The 16,238-nt window shown below is 48.6% G+C and carries 13 protein-coding genes; 11 read left to right on the top strand and 2 right to left on the bottom strand.

What is annotated here, in order from left to right; translation table 11 throughout:
* Positions 1-439 precede the first annotated feature (439 nt).
* From JI741_RS25895 to JI741_RS25880, 4 genes are all read left to right on the top strand, one after another.
* On the top strand, positions 440-874 hold the full coding sequence (locus tag JI741_RS25895; protein WP_202014504.1) for a DUF1801 domain-containing protein: 435 nt from the start codon (positions 440-442) through the stop codon (positions 872-874).
* 92 nt (positions 875-966) lie between these two features.
* Positions 967-1,569, top strand: a complete 603-nt coding sequence (locus tag JI741_RS25890) for a Crp/Fnr family transcriptional regulator (protein WP_202014502.1) — start codon at positions 967-969, stop codon at positions 1,567-1,569.
* A gap of 105 nt (positions 1,570-1,674) precedes the next feature.
* Entirely contained in the window at positions 1,675-2,325 is a 651-nt protein-coding gene (locus JI741_RS25885) for an NADPH-dependent F420 reductase (protein WP_202014500.1), read from the top strand.
* A gap of 43 nt (positions 2,326-2,368) precedes the next feature.
* Complete coding sequence (locus tag JI741_RS25880) at positions 2,369-3,070, top strand: LamG domain-containing protein (RefSeq protein ID WP_202014498.1); 702 nt, start codon at positions 2,369-2,371, stop codon at positions 3,068-3,070.
* Positions 3,071-3,131: 61 nt separating this feature from the next.
* Here the strand turns inward: JI741_RS25880 and JI741_RS25875 are convergent, their stop codons facing one another.
* The gene (locus JI741_RS25875; RefSeq protein ID WP_202014496.1) at positions 3,132-5,516 is read right to left on the bottom strand and encodes an ABC transporter permease; all 2,385 of its coding nucleotides are present in this window, start codon (positions 5,514-5,516) and stop codon (positions 3,132-3,134) included.
* Between the two features lie 162 nt (positions 5,517-5,678).
* Here JI741_RS25875 and JI741_RS25870 point away from each other — a divergent pair, with 162 nt between their 5' ends.
* Together JI741_RS25870 and JI741_RS25865 are read left to right on the top strand one after the other, a co-directional pair.
* Positions 5,679-6,158: a GNAT family N-acetyltransferase gene (locus JI741_RS25870; protein ID WP_202014494.1), complete on the top strand. Its 480-nt coding sequence runs from the start codon at positions 5,679-5,681 to the stop codon at positions 6,156-6,158.
* Positions 6,148-6,516 carry a hypothetical protein gene (locus tag JI741_RS25865; RefSeq protein WP_202014492.1) on the top strand — a complete coding sequence of 123 codons (369 nt, stop codon included), beginning with the start codon at positions 6,148-6,150 and terminating at the stop codon, positions 6,514-6,516. Before JI741_RS25870 ends, JI741_RS25865 begins: the two co-directional genes overlap by 11 nt.
* A 24-nt stretch (positions 6,517-6,540) precedes the next feature.
* On the opposite strand, the gene JI741_RS25860 is transcribed toward JI741_RS25865, so the two are convergent.
* Positions 6,541-7,218: a helix-turn-helix domain-containing protein gene (locus JI741_RS25860; RefSeq protein ID WP_202014490.1), complete on the bottom strand. Its 678-nt coding sequence runs from the start codon at positions 7,216-7,218 to the stop codon at positions 6,541-6,543.
* 101 nt (positions 7,219-7,319) lie between these two features.
* Here JI741_RS25860 and JI741_RS25855 point away from each other — a divergent pair, with 101 nt between their 5' ends.
* The 5 genes from JI741_RS25855 (at position 7,320) to JI741_RS25835 (ending at position 16,224) form a co-directional block, all read left to right on the top strand.
* Positions 7,320-7,712: a YbjN domain-containing protein gene (locus JI741_RS25855; protein WP_202014488.1), complete on the top strand. Its 393-nt coding sequence runs from the start codon at positions 7,320-7,322 to the stop codon at positions 7,710-7,712.
* 42 nt (positions 7,713-7,754) lie between these two features.
* On the top strand, positions 7,755-8,456 hold the full coding sequence (locus JI741_RS25850) for a PspA/IM30 family protein (protein ID WP_202014486.1): 702 nt from the start codon (positions 7,755-7,757) through the stop codon (positions 8,454-8,456).
* Positions 8,457-8,484: 28 nt separating this feature from the next.
* A complete protein-coding gene (locus JI741_RS25845; RefSeq protein ID WP_202014484.1) occupies positions 8,485-9,165 on the top strand; it encodes an OB-fold-containig protein in 681 nt (226 codons plus the stop codon).
* 63 nt (positions 9,166-9,228) lie between these two features.
* Complete coding sequence (locus JI741_RS25840) at positions 9,229-11,256, top strand: flotillin family protein (RefSeq protein ID WP_202014482.1); 2,028 nt, start codon at positions 9,229-9,231, stop codon at positions 11,254-11,256.
* 159 nt (positions 11,257-11,415) lie between these two features.
* Positions 11,416-16,224, top strand: coding sequence for a DNA repair ATPase (locus tag JI741_RS25835; protein WP_202014480.1), 4,809 nt, complete (start codon positions 11,416-11,418; stop codon positions 16,222-16,224).
* Positions 16,225-16,238 lie beyond the last annotated feature (14 nt).

Genomic DNA, 16,238 nt, shown 5'->3' with positions numbered 1-16,238 from the left:
AACGTATAGACGTTGCAAAGAACGCTAAAATTTAAGTAACGACATTCTTTCGGATAACATGTTTCAATAAAATTTTGCAAGCTGGATTTTTGGGATTCTCCTACATATTCCTATTTGATTGTCAATAGGTTAACATTTTTTTGTGCTCAAAAGGCCAAACGGTTTCACAAACGACGGTCGCAGCCAACGGCAAGACTAGAGTCTCGTGGTTAGATGTTGTTTGAAGGGACTCTCAGCAGATCGTAAAAAGGAGTAAAAAAAGTATGACGGCTGTTCGTCATGTTTGTCTACTAAAATCGCACCCGCATCATACATTCAAATGGTTAAGGCGATGAATGATTTCGGTGTCAACTTTTTTGCGTTGTGGGCTGTCGCGCACAACAAAATAACAACAGAAATCGAATGATCAAATCGAAATGCTCACTAGATTTGATAGACCATGCCCGCACCTGCAAAGACAGTTGACATCGATCAGATGATCGCCACCCTTCCGCGCCATGAGCAAGTGTTGGTGAAAAGGCTACGCGCCCTCGTCGCCGAATGTATCCCCAACGCCACAGAGAAGGCATACGATAATCAGGTCATGCCCTTCTACACGCGCAACCGGCTGATCTGTTTCATCTGGCCGCCTTCCATGGTTTGGGAACGAAACGCAAATCTGGAAAAGCAGAAAGCAAAAGGAGTGGCGCTCGGTTTCAGCCAGGGCAACCTGATGGCCAACGACGACGGCGTGCTGCTGGCCGAAGGACGCAAGCAGGTGTACATGATGTACTTTAAAAAGCTTGCCGACATCGACGACAACCAGATCCGCGCCCTGCTATTCGAAGCGGCCATGATCGACGAGCAGTTTGCCAAAAAGAAGAAGAGCAGGTGAACTTCGCGGAGAAGCCTTTTGCAGGATGACGGTTTGCCGAGGCAATCGCCCCTTGGTAAAATGTGTTACCTTTACTTTCGAGAGGTATACGAATGCCAGACACAACGACCACAGTTCAACCCCTGCTTGATTATTTTGACCGCCTCATCCCGTTGAGCAAAGACGAAAAGGATTTTGTGAGGGCAAAGTTTCATCCGCATCTTTTCATAAAGAAACAATTTGCGTTGCAGCACGGACAGGTCTGCGAATATTTTGATTTTGTGGTGCGCGGCTGTCTTCGTCTCTACATGGTCGACAACGATGGGGTCTACCACATCCTTCAGTTTGCCACCGAAAACTATTGGATTCTGGACCTCACGTCGTTTCACAAGAAGACCCCGGCCAAGCTGAACATCGATGCCCTGGAAGACACCATGGTGCTGCGCATCAACCACACCGATCTCATTGACCTCTACCTCAAGGCTCCCAAGTTCGACCGTATTTTCCGTGTGCTTCTGGAAAATCATTTCATGATGCAGCAACAGCGCATGGGCCAGCTGTTCAGCTCCACGGCCGAAGAACGTTATCAGCTCTTTTTGGAAACTTACCCACACTTGCTCAACCGTCTTTCGCAAGTTCAGATCGCCGCCTACCTGGGCATAACACCCGAATTTTTGAGCCGGATACGCAGCCGCATGGCAAAGGGCGACAAGTAGTCTTAAACTAGATCAATACTTTTTCTTAAACCAGGTCATTGGTGCGATCGGGTGGTGTGATGTTCCTTTGCATCACAATCATTCATCAACAAAACGAAAAAGTATATGTCAACAAACAAATCAAAAGTAGCCGTCATCGGTTTGGGAAATATCGGAAAAGTGGTGGCTTCCAACCTGGCAAAAGGCAAGCGCGAAGTGATCGTGGCCAGTCACCGCAGAGAGGACGCAGAGGCGATCGCGAAAGAACTGGGAAGCCTGGTCAGGGCAACCGACGTAGCATCGGCCATTCAGGAAGCCGACATCGTTGTGATGGCCGTGTGGTTCAGCACCATTCAGGAACTGTTCGCACAATACGCCACCGAACTGCAAGGCAAGATCGTTGTCGATCCATCCAACCCCATTGCGCCCGATGGCAACGGAGGTTTCAAAAAGATCATCGGCGCGCAGGAGTCTGCCGGTCAAATTCTGGCCGGGCTTCTTCCCAAGGGAACAAAGCTTGTGAAGGCCCTGGGCTCGCTGGGTGCGGCGTCGTTGTCGGCAGCTGCCCACAAGCGTCCAGCCAACGTTTTGTTTTATGCCACCGACCACAGCGACGTGAGCGCGACGATAGAAGAACTCGTGGTAGACAGCGGCTTCGAACCCGTTCGCCTGGGAGGCATTGACCAGTCCATCCGAATGGAAGTGTTTGGCGAGTTGCATGAGTTCGGTGCCCTGGGCAAACCGGTCACAAAAGCCGAACTGAAGCAGGCCGTTTAGGTTACATTTCGCTACATCAATTTTAAACAACACGCCATCGTCTATGAAAACAACAGGTTTCTTTTTTTTAGCGGCATTCATTTTAGGCATCATGAATTCCTTTGCACAGGAGATCGTTTTTCAGAACCTGAAATTTGAAGCGAAAAACGTGACGGCTTCGGTTGTTACGCTCAAGGGCGAACACGTGATGAAAGTTGAACGCGACCTGAAAGCATTGCCCTTCGATGTGAACCGGTTGGAATCTACCGTAGACGAACCCACTTATGTCAGGCTGAAAGACATCGATTTTCAAAACGGCGTCATCGAAGTGAAGATGCTGAGCCAGATTCAAAATCCATCGCCATTTCAATTTGCCCAGGGATTTATCGGCGTGGCATTCCGGATCGATGGAAACGACTCGGCCTATGAATCCATCTATCTCCGGCCCAAGGTGGGAAGGTCAGACAACCAGTCCTTCAGAAACCGCGCGGTTCAATATTATGCCTATCCCGACTTCAAGTTTGATCGCCTGCGCAAGGAAGCCCCCGGCATGTACGAAACCACAGCGCCGGTTGACTTAAACGAATGGATCACGATGCGCATCGAAGTGACGGGAGAAAAAGCTTACCTCTACATCAACGACGAAAAATATTCAACCTTTGTGGTAGAGAAAATGAAAGGGAAAACGACCCACGGCACCGTTGCCTTGTGGGTTGACATTGGGACCATCGGATATTTCAAGGATTTGAAAATCACAAAGCAGTAGAGTGGGAGAGACAGTCAAAAAAAGCACGACACAGTTGCCGTGCTTTTTTGCTTGTCATTTGTTACTCACTTTTTATTGAATCAACCGGATTTGCCCTCGCGGCCCTTATGGATCTGAAACTCACGGCAAGCCCGGCGAGCACTGCCGACAACAACACGGACAGCATGAGAATGTCGATCGGCACAGCAATCCTGTAGGCGAAATCGTTAAGCCACTGATCCAAAAAATAGTAGGAGACAGGCAAGGCGATCGTCGCAGCGATGCACACAAGCAGCATAAATTCTCCCGACAACAGCGCGGTGATGGCCGATACCGAAGCCCCCAAAACTTTTCGGATGCCGATTTCTTTGGTCCGCGCTTCCGCCATCAATGAGATGATTCCGTAGAGTCCCAGACAAGCGAGGAAAACCGACAAGCCGCAGAAGATAAAGATCAATTGGGAAAGCCGTTTGTCCTGCCGATACATCTGGTCAACGTGTTCATCAAGCATCATATAGTCGAATGGAAGATGAGGCGCAATGGCCTTCCAGTCCGATTCAAGCGCAGTGAGCGTTTTGGTCAGATCGCCCGCGGCTACGCTCACATACAGATATTCGATTTTTGATTTCGGCACCAGCATAATCAACGGGGCAATCTCGGCGTGGAGACTGGTGAAGTGAAAATCTTTCACCACCCCAATAACTTCGCCGGTTTGGCTGTAGGAAGAAAGTCTTTTCCCGATCACATCTTTTTTGTCCCAGCCAAACATTCTCACGGCAGCTTCATTCAGAATAAATCCGCTGCTGTCGGTAAGGGGTTCGGTGAATGATCGGCCCATCACCAGCTCCATTCCAGTAGTTTCCACAAAATTCGGATACATTCGAAACAGGTTTATGGGGTGTGGTGCTTCCGAACTTCCCACTTCCGAAACATCGGTGGCGGCCTGCTGACCGTCAAACAAATCTCTGCTCGCCGATACACTCCGGACACCCGGATGTTCGGTGAACTTGTTTCGCAGCACTGGGTAGAGTTTGCGCATCTGTTCGTTGGGAATGTGAAACACAACAATACCCGCTTTGGTGTAGCCAAGATCTTTTGATTGCACAAAGTCGATCTGCCGTTTGATGCAGAGGCTGGCGGCAATGAGCACAGCCGTGGCAAAGAATTGAAAAACAACAACGGCCTTCTTAAACGACAACTTGCCGCTTCCCTGCGGAAGACTGCTTTTTGCCTTCAACGCCAGCTGTGGTTTTAGTCGCGATAGAAAAACTGCGGGATAGAGGCCACCCACAAAGCCCACCGCTACTACAAGGGCGGCATAAAGGGGCAGGCTCTGAAGATGCGTCGCCAGGGTCAACGACCAATCGGCGCCGAGCATACTTGTCAGCCAGGCGATGCCCACTTGCAGAACGATGAGCCCAAGCAAAAGACTGATCGCGGCATTGAGCATAGACTCGAAGATGAATTGAAAAAAGACCTGCCACCGGCTTGATCCCAATGCGCGCTTAACGCCGGTTTCTTTCACACGATAGAGCGAGAGCGCCGTGGAGATGTTGGCGAAATTGAAGCAGGCAATGCACATGATGACGCCCGCGATGGCCGCAAGCCCCACGGTGTAGGTATAGTCTCCCTTCGTGGAAATGCCATCGCGCTCCAGGATGTTGCGTGAATGCAGATACACGTCTTTGATGGGCTGCAGTTGATAGTTGATTTTTTCCGCGTCTTCGGGCGAGCGATACTTTTTGATGAACGTGGGAAATTTTTTCTCAACGCTCGCCACGTCGGCGCCCTCGCGCAGCCTGACATAGGTTGGAAAGGATGTCCACTCCCAACTGTTCAGTGTGATGGGAATGCCTTTGGGCGGGACAAATGTTTCAAATGCGATCAGGACATCAAAATCGAAATGAGACTTTTTTGCGGGAAGCGTCACGCCTCGTATTTCCACAAGGATGTTGTCTACGGTGATTGTTTTTGCAATGGGGTCCTCATCTCCAAAATACTTCCGGGCAAAGGCCGTGGTGATCACGGCCGTGTTGACATCTTTTAATGCTGTGTTTGGATTTCCTTTTGCAAGTGGAAAGGTCAGGACTTTAAAGAAATTTGAATCGGCATAAAACACCTTGGTTTCGTGAAACCGCTTGTCGCCAATTTCAACCAGCACATCGTCGGCATGCCGCATCCGCACGGCCGCTTCAACTTCGGGAACATCAGTCATAAGCGTTGGGGCCAGCAGCGGTGTTCCGGCGGCATGCACTTGCGTGCCGGTGGGCGTCTGCGTTAGGGTGTTGAGGCGATAAACGTTGTCGGGCAAACGGTGGAACGTGTCGTAGGAAAATTCGCCGGCAACAAAATGAAGAATGGCGATGGATGAAGCAAAACCTAACGCCAGCCCGCCTAGGTTGATAAAAGAATAGGTCTTGAACCTGCGGGCACGTCGTAAAACAAGTTGCAGTCTCGTTGAAATCATGTTTTAAGGTAATCAATTCTGCAGATGTTTAAAGCCATTTTGTCGCGGCGTTGTAACCAATGCCGTTAATTTTAAATTGCCGTCATTCATTGCCTCCCGTACAACGGAGTATATCTGAAAAAGCGCGCATCCATTTTTCAGAAGGCTACGTTTCTTTGCAGTATGAAAAATCCAGGCCTCCTGACGATCAAACAGGTCGCTCCAACCGATGCGGGTGTAGTGGCGCTCATCGACAAACTGAATCGCTATCAAATCGCGTTATACGGCATAGAGGCGTGCAACCTGGAACCACCGGAGTCGTTGATAAAAAACAACGCCTTCATGGTGGGAGCATTCTCGCATGAAGAGCTCGCGGGCATTGGTGCCATCAAAGTGCTGGATGGCTACGGAGAAATCAAACGAATGTATGTGGAAGAATCCCACCGCGGCCTGTCCGTGGCCGAAGAAATTTTGAGTGCGTTAGAAACGTATGCCGCCGGTCGCGCAATCCATTCAGTCTATCTTGAGACGGGAAGATTACATCACGCAGCAATAAAATTCTACCGGAAAATGGGCTACGAGGTTGTCGAACAATTTGGCGACTATCGTCCGAACGCCGTGAGTTTGTATTTTGGAAAAACGTTGACAGGAAATGCCCGATAAGAATTCCAAACACGTTGTTGATCCGAGACTTTTCAAGGCATACCCCTTGCTGGCTTTTTTGACGGAGCAACAAACAGACTCCGTTGATCTGAATGTGTTGTGGATGCCCACCCTAGCCGACCAAACACTTATCGACGATTTGAGCGCCGAGCTTAACCAGTACGTTGTGATTTACAACCGCGACTACGAACCCCAAAAGGCACACCTTTGTCGCATGATCAAAGCGGCGATGCTTGACTCGGATCAAGTTAAGGCAGTGCAGGCAATTGAGCAAAGACTTATTGCTAAGAACAAGATTGTGGTTGTATATGAAAGGCCAGTTGTGTTCAATTCGCCGGAAGGAATGCCCCACGCTTGAAGATGGCCTTGTAGAGAGAATCCGTCATTTCTCATGCTGATACACCGCAAACAATTTCCAAAACTGCTGTGTATACTTGAACTCAAATCGCTCGCGCTTGAAATCGCTTAAGACAAGATCAATCTTCTCGTCCTTTATTTCATACTGGCCAATCATGATTTCACGCTCAGCCGTGAAGAGGCCGGTCTTGTGCTGGCAGAGGTGAATGTTCTGTTGGGTCACCTCGTCAAAAATCAACACGTCGTTCATTTGGTACTGCGGAAGCGATTCGTGGTGCGAAATGTTGGGGTTGAAACGCAACGCAAGCATTTTCTGATTGTTTGGTTCGGGCAAGACCAGTTTCGGAAAACTATCCCAGTCCGTAAACGACAATTCATGGCGACTACATTTTGTATAGATCGTGTCGTTGATGAAGGGAACTTGCCGGAGCTGAAGATTGATGATGTGATTTTCATCCTCGATCAGCTTGTCGCCGTTATACTTCAGGATCTCGTGTATGGACAGGCTTTGCGTAATAAACTGGTTCAGGGGTATGCAAAAATGATTGGCAATCTGCATAACAGTTTCAATGCGCGGCTCCGCCCGGTTTTCCTCATACGAAGAAATATTCCCCCGGGTTAGCTCAAACAACTCCGCAAATGCCTGCTGACTAAGCCCTTTGGTCGTTCTGATCTTTTTGATGTTGGCGCCAATCTTTGTCATGTAGCCAAAGTTAATTGTAATTTTGATTATCACAATGCTAAATATTTTTGCAATTGTAAAAAGTAGTCGGTAGATTTGTTTGGTCAGCAGAAACTACGCTCATGAAGCATTTTGAGATTATCGAAGATTTCGCACTCCGCCTGAACTGCAAAATTCTGTATAGAAATGAGCAGAATGGCATTCTCAAGATCGATAACCCATCCGATGGCATTCATAATTTAATTCTCGGCGTTGCACCGCCCATCCTTATTATGGAGCAGTTTCTCTTCTCTTTCCGGGAAGACAACCTGGACATGTTCAAAAAATTGCTGCAAAAAAACAGGGACACCATTCACGGCGGCTTTGTTATTAATGAAGAAGGCGACCGGGTGCTGTTTCGCTACACCATGCAACTTCAGAACATCGACTTCAATGAATTTGAGAGTGCCCTAAACTCCCTCGGACTATTGCTGAGTGAGTTCTCGCAACAGATCATCGATTTTTCGAAGCTATAATTCAGAATACAACGATTGGTTTTAACCTAAAAATTATCAGTCATGAATATTTTCAAGAGACTTTTCAGGATAGGACAAGCCGAAATCCACGCCGCGGTCGATAAAATGGAAGATCCCATTAAAATGACAGAACAGGGTCTTCGCGAACTGCGCAACGATCTGTCGCAAGCCACAGAGGCCTATGCCAAAGTGAAAGCCCTGGCAATCCGCACGGAAAATGATCAACTTCAGCGCCAGCAGGAATCCAGAAGTTATGCGGAAAAGGCTATATTGATCATGCAAAAAGCTCAGTCTGGTCAGGTCGACCTGGTTAAGGCTGAAGACCTGGCGCGTGAAGCGCTGACGCTCCATAAAAAATATTATCTGGAATCGGAAGAGATCGGGCAGCAGGCCGTTGCGTTGCAGCAATCGTCGAGGGAAATGCTGCGCAATACCGAAATTCTGAAAGAGAACATGGAGAAGTGGGAAAAGGAATTGCGGACGTTAACGGCCCGGGCAAAAGTGAGCAAGGCAACCGAGCAGGTAAACAAACAACTAGCCCAGGTCGATAGCAACGGAATAATCGCCATGCTCGAGCGCATGAAAGCAAAAGTAGACGACCAGGAAGCCCTTGCAAAAGCCTACGGCGAAATTTCGCGCGACAGCAATAGCAAGAAAGAAGAATTGAACAGCCTGCTGAAAAACGATTCTTTGTCTATTGAAAAAGATCTTCAGGCCATCAAAGAAAAATTAGGCATATTGTAAACCGGTTAACCATTCACTTTAAATACCGATGTCGAGTATAACACACCTGCTTTTTCATCCGCTGAGCAATGCCATCATGACCATTCTCACTGGCGTGACCACGATCTACTGGATAATCACCTTCGTGGCCGGAGACCTGTTTGGAGATTCGGGAGTGGATAGCGATTTGCCGGGGCACGGAGCGGACATCGACACCGATGTTGATGCCGATGGCGATGATGTTAGTGCAGACAAGTCTGTCTTTCAAAAAGCATTGGAGTTTGTGAACATCGGCAAGGTGCCGTTCATGGTGGTCTATTCCGTTTTTAAGTTTCTCGCCTGGATAATCACCTTAACGTCGTCCGTATTTCTGGGGCTGGCAGACTGGGGTTGGAAATCGGTTGTCATTCTGATACCCGTTTTTTTTGTCACCTACATCATCACCCGGTATGCCACCAAACCGTTGATCAAAGTGTATGACGCCATGGGCTATAATGGAGAAGAACCCCAGGAGCTGTTGGGAAGAACGGCTAAGATGAGAAGCACAATTTCGGGCGACAAGATTGGTGCAGCCGAATTGAAAATACAAAATGATATCATTCGCATCAACGTGAGAAGCAAAACAGGTGTCGTTATTCATTATGATGCAGACGTGATGATTGCCGGCGAATCGGCCGACAAAAAATTCTACCTCGTGGTTCCGGATATCAACCTCTCCAACATTGTTTGATTAAGCGCATTCTATTATAAAACACTTTCATTCAAAAGTTAAACCTTAAATCTTCCTATTGCTATGGGCGTACTTGGCGGCATCAGTTTATTATTCATCGGCGGAATTGCCTTCTTTATTTTTATTATCCTCTTTGCCTTTGCGACTTTCTACAAAAAGATACCGCAGGGAAAAACCATTGTGCGCACGGGGGTTGGCGGTGGCAAAGTCGCCTTCAACAAGGGTATGTATGTGATTCCGATTCTCCACCAAATGGAGGTGATGGACATCTCTGTAAAAAAATTGCAGATCGAGCGTCTTGATCAGGATGGTCTTATCTGCAAAGACAACATCCGCGCCGACATCAAAGTGGCATTCTTTGTTCGCGTAAACAAGAATGTTGACGATGTGTTGAACGTGGCCCAGATCATCGGCACAGAGCGCGCCAGCGATACGGAAACACTTCTCGACCTCTTCGAAGCAAAATTCTCCGAGGCATTAAAAACGGTAGGTAAAAAGTTTGATTTTATCGAACTCTATGAAGCACGCCGCGAGTTCAGAACCGAAATCCTGAACATCATTGGAACCGACCTGAACGGCTACATCCTCGACGACTGCGCCATCGACTTTCTGGAACAGACAAAAATGAAATTCCTCAGCCCGCAAAACATCCTCGACTCGCAGGGCATCAAGAAGATTACCGAACTCACCGCCGCGCAAAACATAAAAGCCAACCTCATCAAGCGTGAGGAAGAAAAGGTGATTAAGAAACAAGACGTTGAAGCCCGCGAAGCCATCCTGGAGTTGGACCGCCAGATGTCTGAAAAAGAAGAAAAGCAACGCCGCGAAATAGACAACATACGCTCGCGCGAACAAGCCGAGATACTCAAGGTAAGAGAAGAAGAAAGACTTAAATCTGAAACCGTTCGCATCAAAACGGAAGAGTCGCTTGCCGTGCAGGAAGAAAACAAGTTGCGTCAGATCATCATCGCCGAAAAGAATAAACAGCGCACCAATGCAGTAGAAACAGAGCGTGTTGAAAAAGACCGCGCCCTGGAAGCTACCGAACGTGAGAAGATTGTGACACTGGCCCAGATTGATAAGGAAAAAACACTCGAAGTGGAACGTAAGAACATCCAGGATGTGATCCGCGACCGGGTGCGTCTCGAAAAGGGTGTTGTGGAAGAGCAACAGGGCATAAAGGACCTGGAGGCTTTCCGCGAAGTGGAGCGCAACAAATCGGTAGGGCTCACCATCGCCAGCCAGCAGGCAGAAGAAAAACTGATCCATACCGTGAAGGCCGCAGAGGCTGAAAAGAAAGCATCAGAAGAAAAAGCAAAACAGTTGATCATCGATGCAGACGCTAAAAAAGAAGCGGCGGTGAAACAGGCCGAAGCGCGCAAAATACTGGCCGAAGCACAAACACGTGAAGGCGCAACACAGGGCCTGTCCGAAGCAGAAGTGATGATGGCGAAAGCCGAAGCCTCAGAAAGACAAGGCATCGTTGATGCGAATGTGATTGAGAAGGTTGCCGAAGCGAAACGGAAAGAAGGATTGACACAAGCCGAAGTAACAAAAGAAAAAGCATTGGCCGAAGCCGCCGGCATCCAGGAAAAAGCCGAAGCCATGAAGAAGCTTGATTCCGTTGGAAAAGACCACGAAGAGTTCAAGTTGTTGCTTGCAAAAGACAGAGACATTGCGCTCGCGCAGATCAACATCCAGAAACACATTGCCGACGCACAAGCCACGATATTGGGAGAAGCGTTGAAATCGGCAAACATCGACATCGTGGGCGGCGAAACGATGTTCTTCCAGAACATTGTTAACCAGGTTTCGAATGCAAAAGGGTTTGACCGATTGATCAACGAAAGCGAAAACGCAACACAGATCAAAACCGCGTTGCTGGGAGAGGGCGGAAATGGTGGCGACCTGTTGAATCGTATCCGCGACTTTGCCGACAAATACAACATAACGTCCAACGATATTAAAAACCTGACCATTTCAAGTCTGATTCTGAAAATGCAACAGAACAGTTCAGACGAGGATCGTTCATCGCTACTCAACCTCGCCAACCTGGCAAGCAGTTTGGGATTGTCTAACAAGAAGCTGTAGGGTTTCAATCACTGATGATTCCATGGTGCCGGTATCAACAGGCATACATTGGAAGTTGATGAGAGTGGCCCGTTCAGTTCGAGCGAACGACAGTAATTTACAAGGATGTAGCGTTTATCTTTTTTTGCAATGGCAGGTACTGAAAACACAAATACTGTATTGGATTCCGGAACCTATGAGATCATCCGGAAGCGCCTGGAAGAGCAGCGGTTGAATTTATCGGAAAGACTGGCCAGGCTGAATAGCGCCCGCAAGGAAATATTCAACTCCACAGGATTTCAGCTGGTTGCCAATCAGCGCATCACCACCATCAACAGCGGTGTGGCGCGTGGCATCAGGGCCTTTGGCAACCTCACCATCTTTGGCTATAACGTTCATTTTGGGTTGCGCGAAAACATCAAGCTCAGCGATGTCTTCAGCATCTATAAGTTCACGGGCGAGCGCTTCGATCCGGAACCGCTCACGTTGATTGAAGACGAGGATTTTATTACCGACTTCAGCAACCTTTATAAATACTACAGGGATTCGATCTTTGCCAAGTTTGTGAAGACGGAGAACCACCTGTTCATGATCTTTCAAACCAGCAAAAGCCCCGACGACCGGAAGGCCTTTAAATGGTTGATCAAAGATGAAACGCTGGTATATGTCGACGACAGAAGTATTCATGAAGTAAAACCACCACTCCAGGGTTTCGATTGGATAAAAACCGATCTCAGCAATCGGCGGCTCGGCCTGCATTCGCACATTTCGATTTTAGACAAAGTGTTCATCGAAGCCATTCACGGCGACATCACGTTTAAAATTGAAAACAACACAGAATCCGGACAGGGAATTTATTCGGACCCCGTCGCAAACAAAGATCAGCAACTGGATGATGCCGAATATCATTATGCAGATCTCGGAAATCTCATACCTGTCAAGATAAAACCCTATGGAGAGAACTTTCGCGCCTACATTTTTAATGTGCGAACAAAACAGGTTCTTCCCATCAACAGCCTGCTCGATGCCGGCGTTTTGCTGCCCGACAACCAGGGTGTAATCTTCCCGAATGGCTATTACCTCCAAAACGGCGAGCACAAAATATTCGAACTGCAACTATCGGAACTGGAATTCAACAACAGCATGGCGTCGCCCAATGGCGAAGACTTTTTGTATGTATTCTACCAGAAGCAGAGCAACACCTATGTGTTGATGTCATACAACATGATTGCCCAACAGGTGGAGACGCCCATCATCTGCAACGGCTTCACGGTGTTTAATGATGGCATGCTGGTGTATTTCAGATCGGAAACCGAAGCCGTGCGTCATCACCAGGTGCAAATCTGGCAAACACCCTACACGTCTACGCTCCAGGAAAACACCGCCATGAGCAACAATGTGTTGTATAAGATCGGCAACAAAGACATTGTGAGTGCCATGAGCGAAAGCCAGGAGGTTATACAGCTCCTGCAAAAAGAAGATAGCTACGAAGATCTTTACGAAGACATCCATAAACGCGCCAACGACATTGTCGATTCTTATTTCTGGTTAAAAGATGAAGGCACATTCGACCTGGCCACACCGCTGATTCAGATCAGAACCATTGCCAACACGGCCATAGACGAATTTGCCAAGGTGCAGGCCCAGCGCAAGCACGCAAAGGACAATCTGGGGGCCATGCAAAAGCGCGTGGACCAACTGGTGATCGATGTGAAAGGGGCGACCATCACGTCCCTGGATCAACTGGTGGACCTGCTCACGGCCACGCGGAGCATGCAGGGTGCAGTTATCGATCTGCTGAACGTTCGGTATATCGATGCGACTGCGGTCAACGCACTGAAAGAAACACTCGCCCAATACAACAGCTCCCTTTCGCAGGAAACGGTTACGTTTTTGTTAAAGGAAGAAGCCCTGGCGCCTTATGAAGCCAAGGTGACCGATCTTAAGAAGGCAGCATCCCGGGTAGCGAAGGTGATCGACGCCCAGCCCGTAGAACAATCGATAAAAGAAATTTCCGGTGGACTGGAAATGCTTATCGATATTCTGAACAGCCTGAAGATTGAAGACACCACGCAAACCACGCGCATCGTCGAAAAGATCTCGCTCATTTTTGCATCGTTGAACGAGGTGAAGGCGGAGCTGGTGCGCATTGCCACGGCACTGAGAGCGCAAGAATCGACAGGTCAGTTCCACGCACAACTCACGTTGCTGGATCAGAGCATTGTGAACTTTCTCGATCTTTCCACCTCGCCCGAAAAGTGTGAGGAATATTTTACGAAGGTGAGCATCCAGGTCGAAGACCTTGAAAGCAAGTTTGCCGACTTTGACGAGTTCGTTCTTAAAATTGCCGACAAACGCGACGAGGTAATTAAGGCCTTCAACGGCAAAAAGGAAATGCTGATTGCGCAACTGAACAAGCGGACAACCGCCCTGGAACAGGTGGGCTTGCGCGTTCTGAAAAATATTGAAAACAAAGCCCAGTCCTTCAACGACAAGGAAAGTATCTACGCTTTCTTTTCTACAGACCTGATGGTAGACAAGGTGCGTAACCTGATGGCGGAGTTAAAAGAGTTCGGCGACGTGGCAAAAGCGGAAAACCTGGAGAACCTGGTGAAGGTTGCACAGGAAACCGCCCTGCGGAATCTCAAAGACAAGACCGATCTTTTTGTTGATGGCCAGAACATAATCGCACTGGGCACTAACAAGTTTGTGGTCAACAAACAAGTGCTGGACCTGACTATCGTTCGCAAAAACGAGAAGTTATACTTTCATCTTTTGGGAACAAGCTTCTACAAGCAGGTTGCCGCCGAATCGCTCTATCAGCATCGAGCCATCTGGGAGCAGGAATTGATATCGGAGAATGCGGAGGTCTATCGTTCCGAATACCTCGCCTATCAAACCTATCTCGAAAGTCTTCAGCAAAACGAGCAATGGAACCACGAAACGTTTCTGAACGATCGCACGGAGCGCGACTATGGCGCAGCCTATCTCAAAGGGGTTCACAACATCGATGCTGCAGCCATCTATCAGGCGCTTAAAAAACTGCAGGCCGAATTGGGCATCCTTCAGTTTTCGCCTGCCGTGCGGGTAGCGGCGCAGCTGTTCTGGTTTGGATTGGACGAGGCTTCACGCACCAAGCTCCAGCAACTGATCACGGCGGCCTACTCCATACAGGAAAGTTTTCCGCAAAGCAAACGTGCAGGTTTTGTGGGCGAAGAATTGTCGTCGCGGTTTGTGCAGGCCAAAATTGCCTACGAACCGGTAGATGTAAATGATGTGGCGCAGTATCTATATTCAGAACTTTCGACCGGTAAGTTTTTTACGTGTAGCCAACAGGCCCTGCATCTCAAAAAAGCCTTCGATGAATATTTGCACGCACAACGAAGAACAGCGTTGTTTTTGCAGGAGATAAGCAATAGCGGTTTCGACACGGCCGAGCGGTTTTACATTATTCAAAGCTGGCTACACGCGTTTCTTCAAACGCAATCTGTCACGGTCGATAAACAATATGTGGATGAAGCCGGGTGCCTGTTGCTTTTCAAAGACCATGCATACCGGGAAAGAGCTGCCGCAGATTCGGTTGATCTTACGGGCATAAGAGGTACCCATGCGGTGATACAGGGTGACGGGAAGTACACGGTGAACTTCCATCACTTCATGAAAAAGATGCGCCGCTATTTTGACGCGATTGTTCCTGCGTTCACATCGTTTAACCAGCTCAAAGAACAATTGGTGCAGGCATACCGCCAGCAGTTAAAGATCAACGAGCTGGAGCCAAAAGTATTGAGCTCGTTTGTTCGCAATCGCCTGATCAGCGAAGTATACTTCCCGTTGATCGGTGCCAACCTGGCAAAGCAGATCGGCGCAGCGGGCGACGACAAACGCACGGCGCGCATGGGCATGTTGTTGCTGGTGTCGCCACCGGGCTATGGCAAAACAACCCTGATGGAATACCTGGCAAAAACCATGGGCCTTCACTTTGTGAAAATCAATGGACCTACCATCGGCCACAGCATCACATCCATCGACCCGCAGGAAGCCACAACGTCGGGGGCGAGGGCGGAGCTTCAAAAAATAAATCTCTCGTTTGAAATGGCCGACAACGTGATGTTGTATGTCGACGACATCCAGCATTGCAGCCCGGAGTTTCTGCAAAAGTTTATATCGCTCGCCGATGGCCAGCGGAAAATGGACGGCATTTTTGAGGGCGAAAGCAAAACCTATGACCTGCGCGGAAAACGTTTCTGCGTGGTGATGGCGGGCAACCCCTATACGGAGAGCGGAGAGCAATTCAAGATTCCCGACATGCTGGCAAACCGTGCAGACGTCTATAACCTCGGTGATGTGATCGGCAGTTCCGATCAGCTTTTCAAACTCAGTCTGATCGAAAACTGTGTGGCTGAGAATCGCTACCTGCAACGCATCAGCACACGCAGCTTTGATGATCTCTACAAACTTATCGGCTACGTGGAAACAAACAGCGAGCTGCTGCCGGACCTCGAAGGAAACTACAACCAACAGGAAATAGACGACGCCATCGCCGTGCTCAAAAACATTATGCGCATTCGCGACGTGGTGATGCTGGTGAACCAACAATACATTGCGAGTGCCGCCATGAAAGACGCCTATCGCACCGAACCGGCCTTCAAGCTGCAAGGCTCATACCGTAACATGAACAAGATGGCAGGCAAAGTTGTGCCCCTCATGAATCCCGAAGAAGTGAACACCCTCATTCTTTCCCACTACGAAGGCGAATCGCAAACCCTGACATCGGATGCCGAAGCCAACCTGCTTCGTCTGAAAGAGATCGCAGGCTTTTTCAACGAACAACAAGACAAACGCTGGAAGCAAATCAAAGAGATCTTTGTGAAGAACAACAAATTCGGAATGTTGAACGAAGGCGACACCTCAGGAAAGATGCTCATTCAACTGAGTTCGTTCAACGAACATCTTGAGGCTATTGCAAAGGCGATCAAGGGTGATCGATGACGTGATCGGGAAAT

This window comes from Chryseolinea lacunae (assembly GCF_016735595.1).
GTDB lineage: Bacteria > Bacteroidota > Bacteroidia > Cytophagales > Cyclobacteriaceae > Chryseolinea > Chryseolinea lacunae.
This window is presented reverse-complemented; position numbering and strand designations above follow the sequence as displayed.

Excerpts from the sequence above, each read along its gene's own strand:
- JI741_RS25845 (WP_202014484.1), top strand. The coding sequence starts at position 8,485 with ATGTCGAGTATAACACACCTGCTTTTTCATCCGCTGAGCAATGCCATC.
- JI741_RS25860 (WP_202014490.1), bottom strand. The coding sequence starts at position 7,218 with ATGACAAAGATTGGCGCCAACATCAAAAAGATCAGAACGACCAAAGGG.
- JI741_RS25895 (WP_202014504.1), top strand. The coding sequence starts at position 440 with ATGCCCGCACCTGCAAAGACAGTTGACATCGATCAGATGATCGCCACC.
- JI741_RS25880 (WP_202014498.1), top strand. The coding sequence starts at position 2,369 with ATGAAAACAACAGGTTTCTTTTTTTTAGCGGCATTCATTTTAGGCATC.
- JI741_RS25850 (WP_202014486.1), top strand. The coding sequence starts at position 7,755 with ATGAATATTTTCAAGAGACTTTTCAGGATAGGACAAGCCGAAATCCAC.
- JI741_RS25875 (WP_202014496.1), bottom strand. The coding sequence starts at position 5,516 with ATGATTTCAACGAGACTGCAACTTGTTTTACGACGTGCCCGCAGGTTC.
- JI741_RS25855 (WP_202014488.1), top strand. The coding sequence starts at position 7,320 with ATGAAGCATTTTGAGATTATCGAAGATTTCGCACTCCGCCTGAACTGC.
- JI741_RS25890 (WP_202014502.1), top strand. The coding sequence starts at position 967 with ATGCCAGACACAACGACCACAGTTCAACCCCTGCTTGATTATTTTGAC.
- JI741_RS25870 (WP_202014494.1), top strand. The coding sequence starts at position 5,679 with ATGAAAAATCCAGGCCTCCTGACGATCAAACAGGTCGCTCCAACCGAT.
- JI741_RS25865 (WP_202014492.1), top strand. The coding sequence starts at position 6,148 with ATGCCCGATAAGAATTCCAAACACGTTGTTGATCCGAGACTTTTCAAG.
- JI741_RS25840 (WP_202014482.1), top strand. The coding sequence starts at position 9,229 with ATGGGCGTACTTGGCGGCATCAGTTTATTATTCATCGGCGGAATTGCC.
- JI741_RS25885 (WP_202014500.1), top strand. The coding sequence starts at position 1,675 with ATGTCAACAAACAAATCAAAAGTAGCCGTCATCGGTTTGGGAAATATC.